Raw genomic sequence first — 19,494 nt, forward strand, 5'->3', positions numbered from 1 at the left:
CTACACCTCCGTCGCCCGGAAGGAGCCCGTGGCGGCAACCCAGAAGTCTGCATCCTCGTAATCGGTTGGATCGACGACGCCGGCGATGGAAAAGGCTTCGCGCCGCTCGACGCAGGTGCCGCAACGACCGCAATGGCGCTCGCCGCCCTTGTAGCACGACCATGTTTCGACGAACGGCGTGCCATGCTTCACGCCATCTATGACGATATCGGCCTTGGACACCGTGACGTAGGGCGCCAGCAGCGCCACGTCTGCATAGCCGTCGAGCGCCTCCGCCTGCATCCGCTGGAAACTGTCGATGAAGCCCGGCCGGCAATCCGGATAGATGAAGTGATCGCCGCCATGGACGGCGACCGCGACTGCATCGGCCTTGCGGGCTGCGGCGACGCCGAAGGCAATCGCCAGCATGATGGCATTGCGATTGGGAACGATGGTGGATTTCATCGTTTCCTCGGCATAATGGCCGTCCGGCACCGCGATATTGTCGGTGAGAGCCGAGCCAGTGAGGTGGCGGCCGATGCCGCTGATGTCGATGATTTCATGCCAGACGCCGAGGCGCTGGGCGCAGGCGGCGGCAAAATCGAGTTCCTTGCGGTGTCTTTGACCGTAGTCGAAGGATAGCAGTCCGAGGAGCGATCCCTCTGCGGCTGTTCTGTAGGCAAGCGAAACGGAATCCAGTCCGCCGGAGCAGACGACGATGGTTTTCATAACAGGTGTCCTTGTTTTTACCGGGTAGGCTGCGACCGGTTAGTTCAATGGGCGTTCTCTAGGGCAAACATCCGCAGCTGGAAACGGCTTTTTTGCGACCTGCGACAAATCGTTTGTCGCAACTTCGTCGGCAACGGGTGTGCTTCCACCATCGGCTGGGCTATGCTGCCGTGGAACAGGGATGGGAAAAATAATGCTGGGTGGATTTGATATCGTTGTAATTGCGATCGTGGTGCTTGTCGTGCTGGTTCTGTTTGCCGGCATCAAGACGGTGCCGCAGGGCTATCGCTACACCATCGAGCGGTTCGGCCGCTACACGCGCACGCTGGAGCCGGGGTTGAACCTGATCCTGCCGTTTATCGAGCGCATCGGCACCCGGATGAATGTCATGGAGCAGGTGCTGGCCGTACCGACGCAGGAGGTCATCACCAAGGACAATGCCAGCGTCTCAGCCGATGCCGTATGCTTCTACCAGGTGCTGAATGCCGCCCAGGCCGCCTACCAGGTGTCCAACCTCGAAAACGCCATTCTCAACCTGACGATGACCAACATCCGCTCTGTCATGGGCTCGATGGACCTCGACGAACTGCTGTCCAACCGCGAGATCATCAACGACAAGCTGCTGCGCGTCGTCGACGAGGCCGTCGGCCCCTGGGGCATCAAGGTAACCCGCGTCGAGATCAAGGATATCCAGCCACCCCGTGATCTCGTCGACGCCATGGGCCGGCAGATGAAGGCCGAGCGCGAAAAGCGTGCCCAGGTGCTGGAGGCCGAAGGCTCGCGAAACGCCCAGATCCTGCGCGCCGAAGGCGCCAAGCAGGCCGCCATCCTGCAAGCGGAGGGCCAGCGCGAGGCCGCCTATCGCAATGCCGAGGCCCGGGAACGCCTGGCCGAGGCCGAAGCCAAGGCGACGCTTGTCGTCTCGCAGGCGATCGCTGCCGGCGACGTGCAGGCGATCAACTACTTCGTCGCCCAGAAATACACCGAGGCCCTGACGGCAATCGGCTCTGCCTCGAATTCGAAGATCGTGCTGATGCCGATGGAGGCATCCTCCATTCTGGGCTCGCTCGGCGGTATCGGCGCTATCGCCCGCGAAGTGTTCGGCGGCGAAGCACCGAGCAGCCGACCCGCTGTCGAGCAAGCGCCTCGACCGCGCTCCACGCCGGCACGCACCACGCCGCTGGTCAATCCTCTGAACCCGCCGCGGGAGACCTGACGCATGCTGAGCGATCTGGTCGTCCAGCTCGGACCCTGGAGCTGGTGGGTGCTCGGGCTGGCGCTACTGGCGGCGGAGCTTCTCGTTCCCGGCGTGTTTCTCGTCTGGATCGGACTTGCCGCAATCGTTGTCGGCGCCCTGTCGCTTGGCCTGTGGGAGGAGCGCATCTGGAGCTGGCAGCTGCAGATGCTGCTGTTTGCTGCTCTCGCAGTCGGCGCAGCGCTACTCGGACGACGGTATGTCTATCGCAACAGGCATGAAACCGATGAGCCGTTTCTCAACCAGCGCAGCGCCGGTCTTGTCGGCCGCACCACGGTCCTCAACGAACCCATCGTCGAAGGGCGCGGACGCGTTAATCTCGACGATACCTACTGGAAGGTCATCGGCCCCGACCTGCCCGCAGGAACCCGCGTCAAGGTCATCGGCAGCGACGGCCGGCAGTTGACGGTGGAGCCTGCCTGATCAGGCAACCCCGATCCGCAACAGATCGTGGAAATGCACCAGCCCGATAGGCCGGCGGTCTTCGTCGACGACCAGCAATGCCGAGATATTGTTGTTGTTGAGAACTGCCATCGCGCCTGTCGCGAGCGTCGTTGCCCGCACCGTCTTCGGGTCGATGGTCATGATATCATCGACATTGAGCTCGGCGAGGCTCCGGCCCAGATTGCGCGCGATGTCGCCGTCTGTGACGATACCGCAGAGCCGTCCGTCAGCATCGAGAACGCCTACGCAACCGAAGCGCATCTTTGACAGCGTGCTGATCGCCTGGGGCAGCGGCGTACCTTGCGGCACGAGCGGCACACGCTCGCCGGTGTGCATGATATCGGCAACGTGGGTCAGGCTTGCACCCAGCTTGCCACCGGGATGGAAGACGTGAAAGTCGCTGGCGGTAAAGCCCCGCGCTTCCATCAGAGCCACAGCCAGGGCATCGCCTATGGCTAGTTGCAGCAACGTCGATGTCGTCGGCGCCAGGCCATGTGGGCAGGCCTCCTGCTCCTTCGGCAGCAGCAGCACCACATCGGCTTCACGGCCGAGCGAGGACGTGGCGCCGGAGGTGATGGCGATCAACGGCACCGAAAAGCGACGGCAATAGTTGAGGATGCCCTTGAGCTCGGCGGTCTCGCCGCCCCACGACATGGCAATGATCACATCGTCATGGGCAATCATGCCGAGATCGCCGTGATTGGCTTCGGCAGAATGCACAAAAAAGGCCGGTGTCCCCGTCGAGGCCAGCGTCGCCGCCAGCTTGACACCGACATGCCCGCTCTTGCCGACACCGGTAACGATGACACGGCCGGTGATATCGCCGATCAGCGCCACGGCGCGTGAGAACGGCTCCGCCAGTCCATCGGCCAAGGCACGCTCCAGCGCCTCGAGGCCCCGTCTTTCGGTTTCGATCGTCCGCATCGCCGATTGGATTGCGCCGTTCTCGACCGGATTGAAAGCTCGCTTGTTCATGGCTACGGGTTAGCGCTTTTTGCCAAATCTGTCCATGCGAGAAAGCTGGCTAAGACCCGGTGCCGACACCGATGCCGGCCTTTCGCAACGAAGCGTTAACCACATGCCTTTACGGTGGGTTAACGACTTCGAGCTTCCGGGCACGGGATAGCATGGCAATTGGCAAAGACAAGGCGGCTGACCACTCGCGCAGCGTGACGGCATATGCCGTCACGGCGGTGCTCGGTTGCGGCCTGTTGATGGCGCCGATGCAGTCAGCCGCGCAGGCCGTGAACCAGCCTGCCACCGCCACGACGCCGGTTGCTGTCGATCCGAATGCGCCCGTTACCCCAACGACGGATACGGCCGGCACCGCAACAGCAACCGCAACGGCTACGACACCGGACGCCAGGACGACCGACGCCGATGCCCGGCCCAATCCCAGGCTGGTCTTCGACGCTCCCGACATACTCAGGACGGGGTCGATCCTCGACGACGACATCGGCCGCGTGAACATGCGCGGCAGCGACCTGAATAGCCTGCGCTCCAAGGCAAGACCAACCGACGACCAGCAACTCGGCATAAAGCTCGGCACCTTCACGCTCCGACCGTCGGTGAACCAGTCCTACAATGTTGAGACCAACAAGGGCGGCGGCACCAACGATCACCGAACCTACCTGCAGTCGGACTTCGAGAACACGCTGACATCGGACTGGGATCGCCACCAGCTGACGATCACCGGCAACGGCATCTGGCAGCGCAATGTCAGCGGCACCGGCGAGGAGCAGCCAAGCATCAATCTCGGCGCCGACCTGCGCCTCGATCTTGCCGAGCAGACCACGGCCCACCTGACAGGCGGATACAAGTTCTTCCGGGAAGACACTGACGATCCGAACGCACTCAGCGGCGCGACAAAGCAATCCAACGTCAACGAGTACGATCTCGGCGCGTCGATAGAGCGTGATTTCGGCCTGCTGCGCGGCACGACCGCAGTGACCCTCGCCCGCACCGTCTATTCGGATGCTACTCTGGCGGATGGCACGCTGGTGTCGCTCAGCGATCGCAACCAGACGGCTGGCACATGGCGCGGTCGGATCGGCTATGAGCTGTCTCCGGCCCTCATCCCGTTTCTCGAGGTCCAGGTTGGCAAGGCGCTCTATGACGACGAGCGCGACAGCGCCGGCTATGAACGCTCGAACAGCAGCTATGGCGCAAAGGCTGGCGTACAGCTCGATCTTGGCGAAAAGCTGAGGGGCGAACTCGGGATAGGCTACCAGCATACCGGCTTCGACGACGCGCGGCTTGCGTCAATCGATTCGCCGACCGTGGATGGCAACATCGCCTGGTCGCCGCAACGAGGCACGGATGTCAGCCTTGGCTTTGCGACAACGGTGCAGCCTTCGACCACCGCCGGCGAGAGCGGCTATGTCGCCTATCAGCTAACCAGCACGGTAGCCCATCAGATCCGCGACACTGTCACCGGCAAGATTACCGGCGGAACTACGTGGCGCAATTATACGGATGGCAGCACCACCAGGGACCAGCAGGTCTACGATGCCGCCCTGGGCTTGACGTGGGGAATAAATCGCTACCTCGATATGACCAGCAATATCGGCTACGAACTGACGACCCAGAACTCTGGCGACGATACGCGTCAATTCCGCGCGGGCCTGGGTCTGACGGTAAAGCGTTAGAAACGCTCGGAAAAGGGAGCCGCCCGCCCCGAAAGGCGAGCAGCGCTTGGTCGTTACTTCAGGGCTGCGAGCAGCGCCTTGAAACCGTCTTCCACAGTCGGACGGATATCGGCACGCGACAGGGCGAAGGCGACGTTGGCGAGGATGAAGCCATCCTTGGCGCCGCAGTCGTAGGTTTCACCCTTGAAGTGGTAGCCAGCGAAATCCTGCTGCTTGGCAAGCTTCAGCATACCGTCGGTCAGCTGGATCTCGTTGCCGGAGCCGCGCTCCTGATGCTCGAGGATGTGGAAAATCTCAGGCTGGAGGATGTATCGGCCGTTGATGAAGAAGTTCGACGGGGCAGAACCCTGCGGCGGCTTCTCGACCATTTCGGTCACCCGGAAGCCGTTGCCGATGCTTTCGCCGACGCCGACGATGCCGTATTTATGGGTCTGGTCCGGCGCGCATTCCTCGACGCCGATGACGTTGCCGCCGCTCTGCTCGTAGAGTTCGATCATGCTTTTCATGCAGCCGACATCGGATTGCATGACCATGTCAGGCAGCAACAGCGCAAACGGCTCGTCGCCGACGATTTCACGCGCACACCAGACCGCGTGACCGAGGCCGAGCGGCTCCTGCTGGCGGGTAAAGCTGGCCGTGCCGGCAATCGGCAGAAGGTTGTTGAGCAGCGTCAACTCGGCCTTCTTGTTACGCTGGCGCAGCGTCTGCTCGAGTTCGAACTGGATGTCGAAATAGTCTTCAATGACGTGCTTGCTGCGTCCGGTGACGAAGACAAAATGCTCGATGCCGGCTTCCATCGCCTCGTCTACGACGTACTGGATGACCGGCTTGTCGACGACCGTCAGCATTTCCTTCGGTACTGCCTTTGTTGCCGGCAGAAACCGCGTTCCAAGGCCAGCGACCGGAAACACAGCCTTACGTACTTTCTTATGCAGTCCCACACGTACCTCCTGGGCGATCCGCCCGTAGTTGATCAGGCAAACGAAGCCATCGCTAATTTAAAATTGCTACGATTTGGCGAAAGATGACCGCGGCCTCGTTGCATGGTAAAGATTTTGTTGACTTTGTTTGTCTAAACTTAAGCTTGGCCTATGCGGCGCAGTGCCGTTACGAGCCATCATGATGACGGACACGGCTTCTATGACCCAAGCTCGCAAACACTCCTTTTCTAGTCTCTCCCTCGCGGTTGCGCTTGGCGTTTTTGCGGGGCTAGCGCCCCATAACGCCTTTGCAGACACAGGGTTCCGGAAGTGGATTACCGGCTTTTACGACACAGCCGAGAAAAGCGGCATCAGCAAGGCGACCTATCAGAGGGCCTTCGCCGGTGTGAACGACCCGGATCCGACCGTGCTGGAAAAAGCCGGCTCTCAAGCCGAGTTCACGACGCAAATTTGGGACTATATGGACTCCCGCGTCAACCCCTATACCGTTGAGGTCGGTCGAAAAATGGCGTCCAAATACGGGACGACGTTGCGCACGATCGAAAAGCAATATGGCGTAGACCGAAACATTCTCCTCGCCATCTGGTCGATGGAATCCAATTACGGCGCAGTTCTGGAGAAGGATGAGCGGCTGCATTACGTGCCCCGCGCCCTGGCGACCCTTGCCTACGCCGACCGCAAGCGGGCCAAATATGCCCGCACGCAGCTGATTGCCGCGCTGAAGATCCTGCAGAGGGGCGAAGTATCGCCGGATAACCTGACGGGCTCCTGGGCCGGTGCCATGGGTCACACGCAGTTCATTCCGACGAGCTACCTTCTCTACGCCGTCGACGAAGACGGCAACGGCCGCCGAGACATCTGGCATTCCGTCCCCGACGCCCTCGCGACATCGGCAAACCTGCTGATGAAGAATGGCTGGCAGACGGGCAAGACATGGGGCTACGAGGTCGTCGTTCCCAAGGGCGGCAGCGCCCAGGCCGGCAAGACCCATACGCTGAAGGAATGGGCGGCGCTCGGTTTCACAAGGCCGGACGGCAAGGCGTTTCGCCTCGCGACCGATCGTGCCCAGCTGAAAATGCCGGGCGGCGCCAACGGTCCGGGCTTCCTGATGACCAACAACTTCTTCACCATCAAGCGCTACAACGCCGCCGACAGCTACGCCATCGCCGTTGGCATGCTGGCTGACGAGATCGCCGGCTATGGCGGCATGCGCCAATCCTGGCCCCGGCCATCCGGCGCCCTCGACGTCAAGGAGAAGTTCGAACTCCAGACGCGGCTGAAATCGCTCGGTTATTACGATGGTATCGTCGACGGCAATTTCGGTTCCGGTTCGAAGGCAGCCATCGCGGCAGTCCAAGGCCGGCTGGGGCTCGGCGCCGATGGCGAACCGTCGATGGAATTGTTGAAGGCATTGCGCCGATAGCACCCGCCGTGCCGTTCGGCCAATGTCGGCCAATATCCCGGAGACGAGCAGGATGCGATCCCGGATGATTCAATCGCTGAAGACGGCCGGAAAAGCCGCGAGGCTGCTTGTTGCGGCGTTCGCGGCGGGCTGCCTTGTGCTTGTCACGGTTATTCCGGCAGGCGCCCAGCAACGCTATGAGCGCCGTACGCTCATGGATTTGCTCTTTGGCCGGCAAGCTCCGCCAGAACGCCAGCCCCGGTATGACGAGTATCCCTCACCACCCCGCCGCCAGCCTCGGCCGCCGAAAAGGACCGCAGCGCCAGTCACGAAAGCAACGACCGCAAAGCCCGACACACCGCAGCCGACCGCCAAGCTCGACTCCGCAAAGACCGTGCTCGTGGTCGGCGACTTTCTTGCCACGGGCCTCGGCGACGGCCTACGGGACGCATTTTCCGCCTCCCCTGGCGTGGCCATCCAGACACGCGGCAATATCGCCTCCGGCCTGGTGCGTACCGATTACTACGATTGGCAGGCGCAACTGCCCAAGATGCTGGATGCCTTGAAGCCGGCCGTCGTCGTCGTCACCATCGGCGCAAACGATCGCCAGCAGATGATTGCCCCTGGCCTCAACGAGAAATTCGGCAGCGATACCTGGTTGCTGGCCTATGAGGAACGGGTGCAGGCCTTTGCAAAGCTCGTTGCCACGCGGCATATCCCGCTCATCTGGGTTGGCCTGCCACCTTTTGGTTCCGACGACATGACCGCCGATGTCGTCAGGCTTAACCAGATCTACCAGAGCCAGGTGGAAAGCACAGGCGGCGAGTTCGTCGATCTCTGGGGTGGTTTTACCGATGAAGACGGCAAGTTCATCGTCACCGGCTCCGACATCAACGGCCAGCAGGTGCGCCTGCGCACTGCCGATGGCGTCAATATGACCGATGCCGGCCGGCGCAAGATGGCCTTCTACGCCGAAAAGCCGATCCGCAGGCTGCTCGGAGATCAGGCAAGCCCCGATATCGTGCGCCTCGACACCGATACGACGATCAATCCGGCTACGATGCCCGAGAAGGAAACGGCTGCGCCGGAAACCCGCACCCCTCCCATCAGCCTTTCCGATCCCGAGCTCGATGGCGGATCGGTGCTTCTCGGAAATGCGGGCCCGTCCACATCTGGCCCGCCATCGCCCCGCGACCTGCTCGTCGAGAAAGGCGAAATCGCCCCCGCGCCTGCAGGCCGCGTCGACGATTACAGGTTGCCGGACGCGACAAAGCCCTGACTCCGTCGAAGTTTACGTTTTGGAGCGTCCGGCCAGCGCCACGAGACACGCCTCGAAGGCTGTGAGGTCCGAGTAGAGCCGGCCAGCATCGGCTGCATGCACGGCAATGTGTCCCCCGCGACGCTCGATGCCACCATGCAGCATCAGGTTTTCGATCATCTCGAAATCCTCCAGAGACATCCCGTCCGGGCCGCGCTTGCGTCCATCGGCCCCTTCGCTGACGGCACCGCCATAGTAATCGCTGGTTCTGGCAAAGTGGTTGGCGGTCATATTTGTATAGGCGGCAACCAGCTTTCCCTGCGCACACATGTAGCCGAGTTCGAAGGCCGTGCCGACATCGGCGGCAATGCCGCGAAACGGCGTCAGGTTGGCAATCACACCATCCGCACGGTTCATCATGTCCTCGTCGACAGCGCTGATCTTCAGGCCGAATTCATGGCGGGTCGGCGCCGGCTCGATCGAGATATCGCCGGGGCAGATCGGTTCGAAACCGTACGTGCGGGTCATCTCCGCCTTGGCATCGAGGATTTCGCGGGCGTTGGGAAGGAAAACCTCCGGCCCCGCAAGGTAGAGTTTCAAAGCCATGGCCGGGTTTCCGCTAAAGGGCTGACAAAAGAAAAACAGCCCGGCGAACCGGGCTGCCAGGGAGGCGATGTATCAGGCCGGAAGCACCGTGCTTCCCATCAGCGCCTCGTCGATGGCGCGTGCCGCCTGGCGGCCTTCGCGGATGGCCCAGACGACCAGCGACTGGCCGCGGCGCACGTCGCCGGCCGTCCAGAGCTTGTCGACCGAGGTCCGGTAGTCCTTATCGTTGGCAACGACGTTGGTCGATCCGCGACGGTCGGTGTTGACCGTCATCTTGCCTTCCATCTCCTTCAGCACTCCGTCCGCGAACGGACCCCGGAAACCGATGGCGATAAAGGCGAGATCGGCGCGGATCACGAATTCAGTTCCGGCGATCGGCTTACGCTTGTCATCGACTTCGCAGCACTTGACGCCGGTGAGAACACCGTCCTCGCCGATGAATTCCAGTGTCGCCACCTGGAACTCGCGAACCGCACCCTCTGCCTGCGAAGATGACGTACGCATTTTGGTAGCCCAGAACGGCCAGACGGCGAGCTTGTCTTCCTTTTCCGGCGGCTGCGGGCGGATGTCGAGTTGGGTAACGCGGACCGCGCCCTGGCGAAAGGCCGTGCCGACGCAATCCGATGCTGTATCGCCGCCACCGACGACGACGACATGCTTGCCGCCGGCAAGGATCGGATCGGATGGCCAGCCGACGCTGTCGATGTTTTCGCGGCCGATGCGGCGGTTCTGCTGCACCAGATACGGCATGGCATCGTGGACGCCGAACAATTCCGTGCCGGGCACGCCGCTTTCGCGCGGCGTTTCAGAGCCACCACAATAGAGCACGGCATCATGCTCGGCGAGCAACTGCTCGACCGGCAGGTCGACGCCGACATTGGCCCCGTAGTGGAAGGTCACACCTTCGCCGGTCATCTGCTCGACGCGGCGGTCGATGAAGTTCTTCTCCATCTTGAAGTCCGGAATGCCGTAGCGCAGCAGGCCGCCGGCCTTGGATTCCCGCTCATAGACATGGACGTCATGGCCAGCACGACCCAGCTGCTGGGCGGCAGCAAGGCCAGCCGGGCCCGATCCGATGATCGCGACCTTCTTGCCGGTATGGACCGTGGCCGGCTGCGGCCGGATGAAGCCGAGCTCATAGGCTTTGTCGGCAATCGCCTGTTCGACCGTCTTGATGGCGACCGGCGCATCTTCCAGATTGAGCGTGCAGGCTTCCTCGCAAGGCGCGGGGCAGACGCGGCCGGTGAACTCCGGGAAGTTGTTGGTCGAATGCAGGTTGCGGATCGCCTCTTCCCAGTTGTTGTTATAGACGAGGTCGTTCCAGTCGGGGATCTGGTTGTGCACCGGGCAACCGGTCGGGCCGTGGCAATAGGGGATGCCACAGTCCATGCACCGGGCGGCCTGTTTCTGGACCTCGGGATCCGACATCGGGATTGTGAATTCGCGGAAATGACGAATACGATCGGACGCCGGCTGGTACTTGCCAACCTGCCGGTCAATTTCCATAAATCCTGTAACCTTACCCATACCCTAGTCTTCCCTTGCCCTCATGACTGCGTTCAGAGCAGCCAGTTTTCAACCTTTAATCCCGGAACGCGGGAAAATTCTCTTTCGTTGTTCGTCACCAGCACCGCATCTAGCGCCAGGGCGTGGGCCGCGATCCAAAGATCGTTATGCCCGATGTTTTTTCCTTGTCGCAAGGCCAGTCTCACCTCAGCATAGCGCTTGTCGCACGGCATGCTCAGTGACGCGACATAGAGCCGCCGCGTGATCGCAAAGACCGTTTTTGACAGCAGTTCAGAACCGCTTTTTTGTACGCCGTAACAGATCTCACCGTAGCTGATGATACTGATGAGCACGTTCTCCTCGCCCACCTCGATCATCTTTTCCAGCACCTTCCCCCGGGGATCACGTACCATCGCCGAAACGATGTTCGTATCGAGCATGAAGCTTGTCAAAGATCCACCTCTCGCAGCGGTCCCTCATCGTCGTGGCCGATGAGGAAGTCCTCGCCATCCCATGCCTCAGCTTGCTGCAGATAGTTGATCAGCCCAGCCGTAACCGCCGTCCTCATCAGGATGGAACCGTCCGGCTGGCGGACTAATATCGCTCGATCTCCCTCGAACTCAAATTCCTTCGGTATGCGCACAGCGCGACTGCGGCCGTTCTTGAAGATGCTGACCGTGACGCCAACGCCCTCGTCTGGCTCATTTACACGTTCGTTCATGTCAACCTCCATCGCCGCCATATGCCAACAGCATATCACGGCGATGAAGTTCGGTAAATCACTCCGCCGCGACGCCCATCCGGCTGCGCTCCATCTCCTCCAGCGCCCGGCGATATTCGACCGGCATCACCTTGCGGAACTTCGGACGATATTCCGTCCAGTTGTCGAGGATCAGCTTGGCGCGGGTGGAGCCGGTGTAGTGCAGGTGGTTGGAGATCAGCTGATAGAGCCGCTCCTCGTCGTGGCGGGTCATATCGCCGGAGACGTCGACGCGGCCCTTATGCATGAGGTCGCCACCGTGATGGTGCAGCTTCTCCAGCATGTCGTCTTCTTCCGGCACCGGCTCGAGCTCGACCATCGCCATGTTGCAGCGCTTGGCGAAATCGCCGGTCTGGTCGAGCACGTAGGCGACACCGCCCGACATGCCGGCAGCAAAGTTGCGGCCGGTTTCGCCAAGCACGACGACGACGCCGCCGGTCATGTACTCGCAGCCGTGGTCGCCGACGCCTTCGACGACGGCAATCGCGCCTGAGTTACGCACGGCAAAGCGTTCGCCGGCGATGCCGCGGAAGTAGCACTCGCCTTCGGTGGCGCCGTAAAGCACCGTGTTGCCGACGATGATCGATTCCTCGGCGATGATCTGCGAGTTTTCCGGCGGACGGATGATGATGCGACCGCCCGACAGCCCCTTGCCGACATAGTCGTTGCCGTCACCGATGAGGTTGAAGGTCACGCCATGCGCGAGGAACGCGCCGAAGGACTGGCCGGCCGTGCCGCGCAGCGTGACGCTGATCGTGTCGTCCTTGAGCCCCTTGTGGCGATAGCGCTTGGCAACTTCACCGGACAGCATCGCGCCGGCCGAGCGGTCGACGTTCTTGATGCCGACTTCGAAGGCGACAGGCGTCTTCGACGTCAGCGCCGGCATGGCCTGCTCGATCAGCTTGCGGTCGAGGATATCGTCGATCGGGTGCTTCTGCCGGGCTGTCCAGTAGGTGTCCTCCTTCGGCGCGTCGACCTTGTGGAAGATGCGCGAGAAATCGAGACCCTCGGCCTTCCAGTGCGCCAGCATCTGGTTCTTCTCGAGCAACTCCGAAGCGCCGATGATCTCGTCGAGCTTGGAGACGCCAAGCGAGGCGAGGATTTCACGCACTTCTTCGGCCACGAAGAAGAAGTAGTTGATGACATGCTCCGGCGCACCCTTGAAGCGCTTGCGCAGAACCGGGTCCTGCGTGGCGACGCCCACCGGACAGGTGTTGAGATGGCACTTGCGCATCATGATGCAGCCGGCGGCAATCAACGGCGCGGTGGCAAAGCCGAACTCGTCGGCCCCGAGCAACGCACCGACGATGACATCGCGGCCGGTCTTCAGCCCGCCATCGACCTGCAGGGCGATGCGCGAACGCAGGCCGTTCAGCACCAGCGTCTGCTGGGTTTCGGCAAGGCCGATTTCCCATGGCGAACCCGCATGCTTCAGCGAGGTCAGCGGCGACGCACCGGTGCCGCCGTCGAAGCCGGAGATGGTGATGTGGTCGGCGCGCGCCTTGGCAACACCGGCGGCAACCGTGCCGACGCCGACTTCCGAGACCAGCTTGACCGAAACATCGGCTTCCGGGTTGACGTTCTTCAGGTCGTAGATCAACTGCGCCAGATCTTCGATCGAATAGATATCATGGTGCGGCGGCGGCGAGATCAGGCCGACGCCGGGGGTGGAGTGCCGGGTCTTGGCAACCGTTGCATCAACCTTGTGGCCGGGCAACTGGCCGCCCTCGCCGGGCTTGGCGCCCTGCGCTACCTTGATCTGCAGCATGTCGGCATTGACCAGATACTCCGCCGTGACGCCGAAGCGGCCGGAGGCGATCTGCTTGATGGCCGAGCGTTCCGGGTTCGGTGAACCGTCACGCAGCGGGAAGTAGCGATCGGACTCTTCGCCGCCTTCGCCGGTGTTCGACTTTCCGCCGATCCGGTTCATGGCGATGGCAAGCGTCGTATGCGCCTCGCGCGAAATCGAGCCGAACGACATGGCACCGGTCGAGAAACGCTTGACGATATCGATGGCCGGCTCGACCTCGTCGATAGAGATCGGCTCGCGGCCGAGCGCTTCGGCACCCTTGATGGTGAACAGGCCACGGATGGTGTTCATCCTAAGGTCGGACTGGTTGACCATTTCCGCAAACTCGCGGTAGCGATCCTGCGCATTGCCGCGCACAGCGTGCTGCAGCGAGGCAATCGCATCCGGCGACCAGGCATGCGCTTCGCCGCGCATCCGGTAAGCATACTCGCCGCCGATATCCAGCGTCGTGGCGAGGATCGGATCCTTGCCGAAGGCTGCGCGGTGGCGGGAAACGGTTTCCTCGGCGATGGCATCGAGGCCGACGCCCTCGATCATAGTGGCGGTGCCGAAGAAGTACTTATCCACCAGTTCCTGCTGCAGGCCGATGGCATCGAAGATCTGCCCGCCGCAATAGGACTGGTAGGTTGAGATACCCATCTTCGACATGACCTTTAGGATGCCCTTGCCGACAGCCTTGATGAAGCGGGTGACGATTTCGCTGGCGTCGACTTCCTTCGGGAACTCGCCCTTGGCATGCATGTCGAGCAGTGTGTCGAAAGCGAGATAGGGGTTGATCGCCTCGGCGCCGTAGCCGGCGAGCAGGCAGAAGTGATGGATCTCGCGCGGCTCGCCGGTTTCGACGACGAGACCAACCGAGGTGCGCAGACCCTTGCGGATCAGATGATGGTGGACGGCCGCCGTTGCCAGCAGCGCCGGGATAGCGATGCGGTCCGGGCCCATCTGCCGGTCGGAGAGCACGATGATGTTGTAGCCGCCCTTGACCGCAGCTTCGGCCCGTTCGCATAGACGCTCGAGCATCTCCTCCATACCGCCGGCGCCGCGCTCGACGTCATAGGTGAAGTCGAGAGTCTTGGTGTCGAAACGGTCTTCCGTATGCCCGATAGAGCGGATCTTCTCGAGATCGCCATTGGTGAGGATCGGCTGGCGAACTTCCAGCCGCTTCGCCTTGGCAGCACCCTCGTGATCCAGCAAATTCGGACGCGGCCCGATGAAGGAGACGAGGCTCATCACCAGCTCTTCGCGGATCGGATCGATCGGCGGGTTGGTGACCTGGGCGAAGTTCTGCTTGAAATAGGTGTAAAGCAGCTTCGACTTCGACGACATCGCCGAGATAGGCGTGTCCGTGCCCATCGAGCCGATTGCTTCCTGGCCCGTTGTTGCCATCGGCGACATCAGGATCTTGGTGTCTTCCAGCGTGTAGCCGAACGCCTGCTGGCGATCGAGCAGCGAAACGTCGCGGCGCAGCGCACGGGGTTCTACCGTGTTCAACTCCTCGAGGATCAGCTGGGTGCGATCCAGCCACTTGCGATAGGGGTGCTTGGTCGCAAGCTCCGACTTCACTTCGTCGTCGGAGACGATGCGACCCTTGTCCATGTCGATCAGCAGCATCTTGCCCGGCTGCAGGCGCCACTTCTGGATGATGTTTTCTTCCGGCACCGGCAGCACGCCGGCCTCCGACGCCATGATGACACGGTCGTCGTTGGTGACGAGATAGCGTGCCGGACGAAGGCCGTTGCGGTCGAGCGTCGCGCCGATCTGCGTGCCATCGGTGAAGGCAACCGCAGCGGGGCCGTCCCATGGCTCCATCAGGGCGGCATGATATTCGTAGAATGCCTTGCGATCCGGCGCCATCGACTGGTTGCCGGCCCAGGCCTCCGGGATCAGCATCATCACGGCATGGGCCATGGAATAGCCGCCGCGAACGAGGAACTCGAGCGCGTTGTCGAAGCAGGCCGTATCGGACTGGCCCTCATAGGAGATCGGCCACAGCTTGGAGATGTCCTCGCCGAACAGCGGCGACGACACGGACGCCTGGCGGGCGGCCATCCAGTTGACGTTGGAGCGCAGAGTGTTGATCTCGCCGTTATGGGCGACCATGCGATAGGGATGGGCGAGCTTCCACGACGGAAACGTGTTGGTCGAGAAACGCTGGTGTACGAGGGCAACAGCCGATTCGAAACGCGGATCTGTCAGGTCCTTGTAATAGGCACCGACCTGATAGGCGAGGAACATGCCCTTGTAGACGATAGTCTTCGACGACAGCGACACAGGATAGAAGCCGCTCTCCTCGCCGTCATATTCGGCATAGATACGGTTGGAGATGACCTTGCGGAGCGTGAACAGCCGGCGCTCGAACTCGTCATGGCTGGCTGCATCGCGGCCGATGCCGATGAACACCTGCACATGGTGCGGTTCCGTGGCGGCAATATGCTCGGCCTTCGACAGCGAAGAGTTGTCGACCGGCACATCGCGGAAACCGAGCAGCACCTGGCCTTCCTCGGCGATGACATCCTCGACGGTCTTCTTGAAATGGGCGATCAGCATCTCGTCCTGCGGCAGGAAGAAGTGACCGACGCCATAATCGCCGATGGCAGGCAGAGTGACGCCCTGCAGTGCCATTTCCTCGCGGAAGAAGCGATCGGGTATCTGCACGAGAATGCCCGCACCGTCGCCCATCAGCGGATCGGCGCCGACGGCACCGCGATGAGTCAAGTTCTCGAGGATGAACAGGCCGTCCTGGACGATCTGGTGCGACTTCTGCCCCTTCATATGGGCGACGAAGCCGACACCGCAGGCATCGTGTTCGTTACGGGGATCGTAGAGGCCCTGTTTGCGCGGAAGAGCGGACATGGAATGGCGCGCCTTGACCGATGCATCCGTCTCGACGGCTGCGGCCAGGCTCAATGTCGTGGATGGCGTTACGTTCGTCATCGTCTTTCCTCCTGCAAACCCCGCGCCGCGGGCGTCCCTTCGTCCCGCGCGCCCAGTATAGGGGCGACACGCGACAGCGCTGTTGCATGTTTAAAGATCCGGCCGCAGACATCGCGTTGGGGGCGATAGATCGGCTTTCCCACCAGTCACAGTTTCGGATGCGCCATCTGGAAGGACGGGCATCGCAAAAACTATAACGTGAAATCCCAGCTCCGCTAGGATTTTTGGCGGGGTGCGGCGTCAAAGACCAAAATAGGACAGCAGCACTGTCCTAATTCATCAGTTCTATGCCAGAAAGCGGAAAGGTTAGCAAGAGCTGAAAACGAAAATATCGACGTAAGATTGCCGCAGCTTCGAATTTCGCGAAAGATAATTTCCTTTAAAGGTAAGAATTATTGCCTTGATTGCGTAGTGCGCCAGATCCACCGTGCGATGTGGCGCCGCAATTGATCCCCTCAGCCAATCCCCTACTCTGCGACGACACCCTTGCATCCCCTCCCTTCAATACGCGGTAGATCTCACATGTTCTTTGCTTCCGATAACTGGGCCGGCGCCCACCCCTCCATCAACGAACGCCTCTCGAAGGAATCGACCCGTTTTGCCGCTGCCTATGGCACCAGTAAACTCGACAAGGCGATCGAAACCCGTTTCAACGAGGTATTCGAGCGCGAGGTCGCGGTCTTCTTCGTTGCCACGGGCACGGCCGCAAACTCGCTGTCGCTGGCCAGCATCGCCCGTCCCGGCGGCCTGACGTTCTGCCACACGGAAGCCCATGTGATCGAAGACGAATGCGGCGCCCCCGATTTTTTCTCGGGCATGCGCATGGTCGGCGTCGATGGCCCCGAGGGCAAGATGCTGCCGGATAACCTGGTGGAGCGCATTGGCCGGTACCCGCAGGACGCCATCCACCACGGCCGCGCCGCTGCCGTGACCATGACCCAGGCGACCGAGGTCGGCACCATCTACAGCCTCGACGAGATCGATACCATTTCGAAGATCGCCAAGAAAAATGGCCTGCCACTGCACATGGACGGCGCCCGTTTTGCCAATGCCCTGGTATCGCTCGGCTGCTCACCGGCCGAAATGACCTGGAAGCGCGGCGTCGACGTACTCTCCTTCGGCGGCACCAAGAACGGATGCTGGTGCGCCGAGGCGATCGTCTTCTTCGACCCCGATCTCGCCAAGGACTTTGCCTTCCTGCGCAAGCGCACCGCCCAGCTGTTCTCAAAATCCCGCTTCATCGCCGCACAGTTCGAGGCCTACCTGCAGGACGACCTCTGGCTCGACCTTGCCCGCCACGCCAATGCCATGGCGGACAGGATGCGAGCCGGCATCGAGCATACCGACAGCGCAAAGCTCGCCTGGTCGACCACTTCGAACGAGATCTTCGCCGTCGTCAAGAAAACCGCCATCGACAACGCGCGGGACAAGGGCGCCCAGTTCTACGACTGGCCGATCTCCGACAGTGCCAAACACCTCGTCGGCCCCGACGAAGGCCTGATCCGCCTCGTCACCAGCTTCGCCACCAGCGACGCCGACGTCGCCGATTTCCTCGCATGCCTCGGCTGATTGGAAACTACAGGGGAAGGCACCATGCGTGATGAGAAGATCCGGATCGGGCTGGTGCTCTTCCCAAATCTCACTCAGTTGGACCTGACCGGACCCGCCGAGGTGTTTGGCTTCATGCCAGGCGCCGAGGTCGTCTACCTCTGGAAGACGCTCGATCCTGTTTCCGCCGCACGCGGCATGAAGATCATGCCGTCGGAGACGTTCGACGACTGCCAACAGCTCGATGTCATCTGTGTTCCCGGCGGTCCCGGGCAGATCGAATTGATGGACGATGAGGCAACCCTGCAGTTCCTGCGTCGAATTGCACCCGCATGTCGGTTGGTAACCTCGGTCTGCACCGGCTCGCTGGTGCTTGCGGCGGCGGGACTGCTTGAAGGTTACCGCGCAACGTCTCACTGGTCGTCGCTGGACCAACTTGCTCTGCTTGGCGCCGAGCCAGTCGCCGCCCGCGTCGTCCGCGATCGCAACCGCATCACGGGCGCAGGCGTGACGTCGGGCATAGACTTTGCACTCGAGGTCGTGGCCGAGCTCTTTGGCCCTGTCGTCGCGCAGGAAATCCAGTTGCAGATGGAGTACGATCCTGAGCCGCCCTTTCAGTCCGGCTCTCCGCGCTCCGCGCCGCCAGAGGTAGTATCTGCTGTGAAGGCCAGGAACGCGGAGTTCATCGAACGAAGACGACAGGCAACAATGCAGGCCGCTGGCGCGCTGGCAAAATCAAAACTCGCCTCCTGAACATGGCTACCGCCCTCTACCCACCCCGCAAATTCCGAACCTTGGAGAGGATGTCGTCGGATAGTGCCTTGACCAGCATCTGGTCGGCGCCCTTGCGGGGGACGAGCACGAATTCGACATCCTCCAGCACGGGCAACCAGCCCGGCGTGATTTCCGTGAGGCCGGATGGTGCCATGCTGCGCGGCTGGACGAGGACGCCCATGCCGGCCCGGGCCGCCGCCGTCAGGCCGCTGAGGCTGCCGCAGGTGCAGACGATTCGCCACGGTATCTGCTGGCGACGCAGCGCCTCCAGCGCCACGGCCCGGGTGACGCTCGGGGCCGGAAAGGCGATCAGCGGCAGCGGCGCGCTGGACGCCCTGATGCGTTCAGGGTCGCGTGCCAGCCAGATTAGCGGCTCGCGGTAGACCAGCGTCCCGCGCGTGTCGCCAAGGCGGCGCTTGGCAAGCACCAGATCCAGCGCCCCGTTGTCCTGCATTTCGTAGAGCGCGCCGCTGAGCGCCACCGTCAGTTCCAGATCGACGGACGGGTGCAGTCGGACGAACTCCTCCAGCACATCAGGCAACTGGCTTGTGACAAAATCTTCAGACACGCCGAGCCGCAGGCTGCCCCGCAGGCTGTTATCGGCAAACAGCGAGCGCATCTCGCCCTCTATCGACAGCAAGGTGCGGGCATGGCCGATCAGCGCTTCCCCATCCCCGGTCAGCACGACGCGGTGGGTATCGCGGGCAAGGAGCTTTCGCCCGACCGACATCTCGAGCCGCTGGATGTGCTGGCTGACCGTCGATTGCCCGAGCCCCAGCCGCTCGGCGGCAAGCGTAAAGCTGCCCATCTGCCCGACGGTAACGAAACTCTGCAACTGCACCAGATCCAGCATTGCGATCATCCCGATTTACGATAACTGTTATTCCTTGCATCGCATAT

General features: G+C 61.9%; 16 protein-coding genes. 7 read left to right on the plus strand and 9 right to left on the minus strand.

The genetic code is table 11. The features are described from left to right. Positions 1 to 708 (minus strand): 7-cyano-7-deazaguanine synthase QueC, encoded by a 708-nt coding sequence (gene queC, locus J5289_RS16120; RefSeq protein ID WP_209184877.1) that lies wholly within the window; start codon positions 706 to 708, stop codon positions 1 to 3. A 190-nt stretch (positions 709 to 898) separates the two neighbouring features. Between queC and J5289_RS16125 the strand changes: the two genes are divergently transcribed. Both J5289_RS16125 and J5289_RS16130 read left to right on the plus strand, forming a co-directional pair. Further along, entirely contained in the window at positions 899 to 1,924 is a 1,026-nt protein-coding gene (locus tag J5289_RS16125; protein WP_142830799.1) for an SPFH domain-containing protein, read from the plus strand. A gap of 3 nt (positions 1,925 to 1,927) precedes the next feature. Continuing rightward, positions 1,928 to 2,386, plus strand: a complete 459-nt coding sequence (locus J5289_RS16130; RefSeq protein WP_209184878.1) for an NfeD family protein — start codon at positions 1,928 to 1,930, stop codon at positions 2,384 to 2,386. On the opposite strand, the gene J5289_RS16135 is transcribed toward J5289_RS16130, so the two are convergent. Further along, positions 2,387 to 3,382: an SIS domain-containing protein gene (locus J5289_RS16135; protein ID WP_209184879.1), complete on the minus strand. Its 996-nt coding sequence runs from the start codon at positions 3,380 to 3,382 to the stop codon at positions 2,387 to 2,389. It abuts the gene before it with no gap. Positions 3,383 to 3,534: 152 nt separating this feature from the next. Here J5289_RS16135 and J5289_RS16140 point away from each other — a divergent pair, with 152 nt between their 5' ends. Further along, positions 3,535 to 5,055, plus strand: a complete 1,521-nt coding sequence (locus J5289_RS16140) for an outer membrane beta-barrel protein (protein ID WP_209184880.1) — start codon at positions 3,535 to 3,537, stop codon at positions 5,053 to 5,055. Between the two features lie 53 nt (positions 5,056 to 5,108). Here J5289_RS16140 and galU read toward each other — a convergent pair whose 3' ends face one another. Then, positions 5,109 to 5,996 (minus strand): UTP--glucose-1-phosphate uridylyltransferase GalU, encoded by an 888-nt coding sequence (gene galU / locus J5289_RS16145; RefSeq protein ID WP_142830588.1) that lies wholly within the window; start codon positions 5,994 to 5,996, stop codon positions 5,109 to 5,111. A 199-nt stretch (positions 5,997 to 6,195) separates the two neighbouring features. On the opposite strand from galU, the gene J5289_RS16150 reads away from it, so the two are divergent. Then, positions 6,196 to 7,419, plus strand: a complete 1,224-nt coding sequence (locus J5289_RS16150) for a lytic murein transglycosylase (RefSeq protein ID WP_209184883.1) — start codon at positions 6,196 to 6,198, stop codon at positions 7,417 to 7,419. 64 nt (positions 7,420 to 7,483) lie between these two features. After that, positions 7,484 to 8,677 carry a DUF459 domain-containing protein gene (locus J5289_RS16155; RefSeq protein WP_247749176.1) on the plus strand — a complete coding sequence of 398 codons (1,194 nt, stop codon included), beginning with the start codon at positions 7,484 to 7,486 and terminating at the stop codon, positions 8,675 to 8,677. A gap of 12 nt (positions 8,678 to 8,689) precedes the next feature. Here the strand turns inward: J5289_RS16155 and J5289_RS16160 are convergent, their stop codons facing one another. The 5 genes from J5289_RS16160 to gltB form a co-directional block, all read right to left on the minus strand. After that, positions 8,690 to 9,262 carry a nucleoside 2-deoxyribosyltransferase gene (locus J5289_RS16160; protein ID WP_209184885.1) on the minus strand — a complete coding sequence of 191 codons (573 nt, stop codon included), beginning with the start codon at positions 9,260 to 9,262 and terminating at the stop codon, positions 8,690 to 8,692. Between the two features lie 72 nt (positions 9,263 to 9,334). After that, positions 9,335 to 10,789 carry a glutamate synthase subunit beta gene (locus J5289_RS16165; RefSeq protein WP_142830580.1) on the minus strand — a complete coding sequence of 485 codons (1,455 nt, stop codon included), beginning with the start codon at positions 10,787 to 10,789 and terminating at the stop codon, positions 9,335 to 9,337. A gap of 32 nt (positions 10,790 to 10,821) precedes the next feature. After that, positions 10,822 to 11,208 (minus strand): type II toxin-antitoxin system VapC family toxin, encoded by a 387-nt coding sequence (locus tag J5289_RS16170; protein ID WP_209184886.1) that lies wholly within the window; start codon positions 11,206 to 11,208, stop codon positions 10,822 to 10,824. A gap of 8 nt (positions 11,209 to 11,216) precedes the next feature. Further along, complete coding sequence (locus J5289_RS16175; RefSeq protein WP_209184887.1) at positions 11,217 to 11,489, minus strand: antitoxin; 273 nt, start codon at positions 11,487 to 11,489, stop codon at positions 11,217 to 11,219. 58 nt (positions 11,490 to 11,547) lie between these two features. Further along, positions 11,548 to 16,272 carry a glutamate synthase large subunit gene (gene gltB, locus J5289_RS16180; protein WP_374108260.1) on the minus strand — a complete coding sequence of 1,575 codons (4,725 nt, stop codon included), beginning with the start codon at positions 16,270 to 16,272 and terminating at the stop codon, positions 11,548 to 11,550. 522 nt (positions 16,273 to 16,794) lie between these two features. Between gltB and J5289_RS16185 the strand changes: the two genes are divergently transcribed. Together J5289_RS16185 and J5289_RS16190 are read left to right on the plus strand one after the other, a co-directional pair. Next, a complete protein-coding gene (locus J5289_RS16185) occupies positions 16,795 to 17,841 on the plus strand; it encodes a low specificity L-threonine aldolase (RefSeq protein WP_209184888.1) in 1,047 nt (348 codons plus the stop codon). 24 nt (positions 17,842 to 17,865) lie between these two features. Continuing rightward, entirely contained in the window at positions 17,866 to 18,573 is a 708-nt protein-coding gene (locus tag J5289_RS16190) for a DJ-1/PfpI family protein (RefSeq protein ID WP_209184889.1), read from the plus strand. A 16-nt stretch (positions 18,574 to 18,589) separates the two neighbouring features. On the opposite strand, the gene J5289_RS16195 is transcribed toward J5289_RS16190, so the two are convergent. Beyond that, entirely contained in the window at positions 18,590 to 19,447 is an 858-nt protein-coding gene (locus J5289_RS16195; RefSeq protein ID WP_209184890.1) for a LysR substrate-binding domain-containing protein, read from the minus strand. Positions 19,448 to 19,494: the final 47 nt, after the last annotated feature.

Source organism: Rhizobium sp. B230/85, assembly GCF_019355735.1.
Taxonomy (GTDB): Bacteria; Pseudomonadota; Alphaproteobacteria; order Rhizobiales; family Rhizobiaceae; genus Rhizobium; species Rhizobium rhododendri.

What these genes read in the sequence shown, in the direction of transcription:
- J5289_RS16150 (WP_209184883.1), top strand. Translation starts at nt 6,196, where the DNA reads ATGACCCAAGCTCGCAAACACTCCTTTTCTAGTCTCTCCCTCGCGGTT.
- queC (WP_209184877.1), bottom strand. Translation starts at nt 708, where the DNA reads ATGAAAACCATCGTCGTCTGCTCCGGCGGACTGGATTCCGTTTCGCTT.
- J5289_RS16170 (WP_209184886.1), bottom strand. Translation starts at nt 11,208, where the DNA reads ATGCTCGATACGAACATCGTTTCGGCGATGGTACGTGATCCCCGGGGG.
- J5289_RS16140 (WP_209184880.1), top strand. Translation starts at nt 3,535, where the DNA reads ATGGCAATTGGCAAAGACAAGGCGGCTGACCACTCGCGCAGCGTGACG.
- J5289_RS16135 (WP_209184879.1), bottom strand. Translation starts at nt 3,382, where the DNA reads ATGAACAAGCGAGCTTTCAATCCGGTCGAGAACGGCGCAATCCAATCG.
- gltB (WP_374108260.1), bottom strand. Translation starts at nt 16,272, where the DNA reads ATGACGAACGTAACGCCATCCACGACATTGAGCCTGGCCGCAGCCGTC.
- J5289_RS16175 (WP_209184887.1), bottom strand. Translation starts at nt 11,489, where the DNA reads ATGAACGAACGTGTAAATGAGCCAGACGAGGGCGTTGGCGTCACGGTC.
- J5289_RS16165 (WP_142830580.1), bottom strand. Translation starts at nt 10,789, where the DNA reads ATGGGTAAGGTTACAGGATTTATGGAAATTGACCGGCAGGTTGGCAAG.
- J5289_RS16195 (WP_209184890.1), bottom strand. Translation starts at nt 19,447, where the DNA reads ATGCTGGATCTGGTGCAGTTGCAGAGTTTCGTTACCGTCGGGCAGATG.
- J5289_RS16185 (WP_209184888.1), top strand. Translation starts at nt 16,795, where the DNA reads ATGTTCTTTGCTTCCGATAACTGGGCCGGCGCCCACCCCTCCATCAAC.
- J5289_RS16190 (WP_209184889.1), top strand. Translation starts at nt 17,866, where the DNA reads ATGCGTGATGAGAAGATCCGGATCGGGCTGGTGCTCTTCCCAAATCTC.
- J5289_RS16160 (WP_209184885.1), bottom strand. Translation starts at nt 9,262, where the DNA reads ATGGCTTTGAAACTCTACCTTGCGGGGCCGGAGGTTTTCCTTCCCAAC.
- J5289_RS16130 (WP_209184878.1), top strand. Translation starts at nt 1,928, where the DNA reads ATGCTGAGCGATCTGGTCGTCCAGCTCGGACCCTGGAGCTGGTGGGTG.
- J5289_RS16155 (WP_247749176.1), top strand. Translation starts at nt 7,484, where the DNA reads ATGATTCAATCGCTGAAGACGGCCGGAAAAGCCGCGAGGCTGCTTGTT.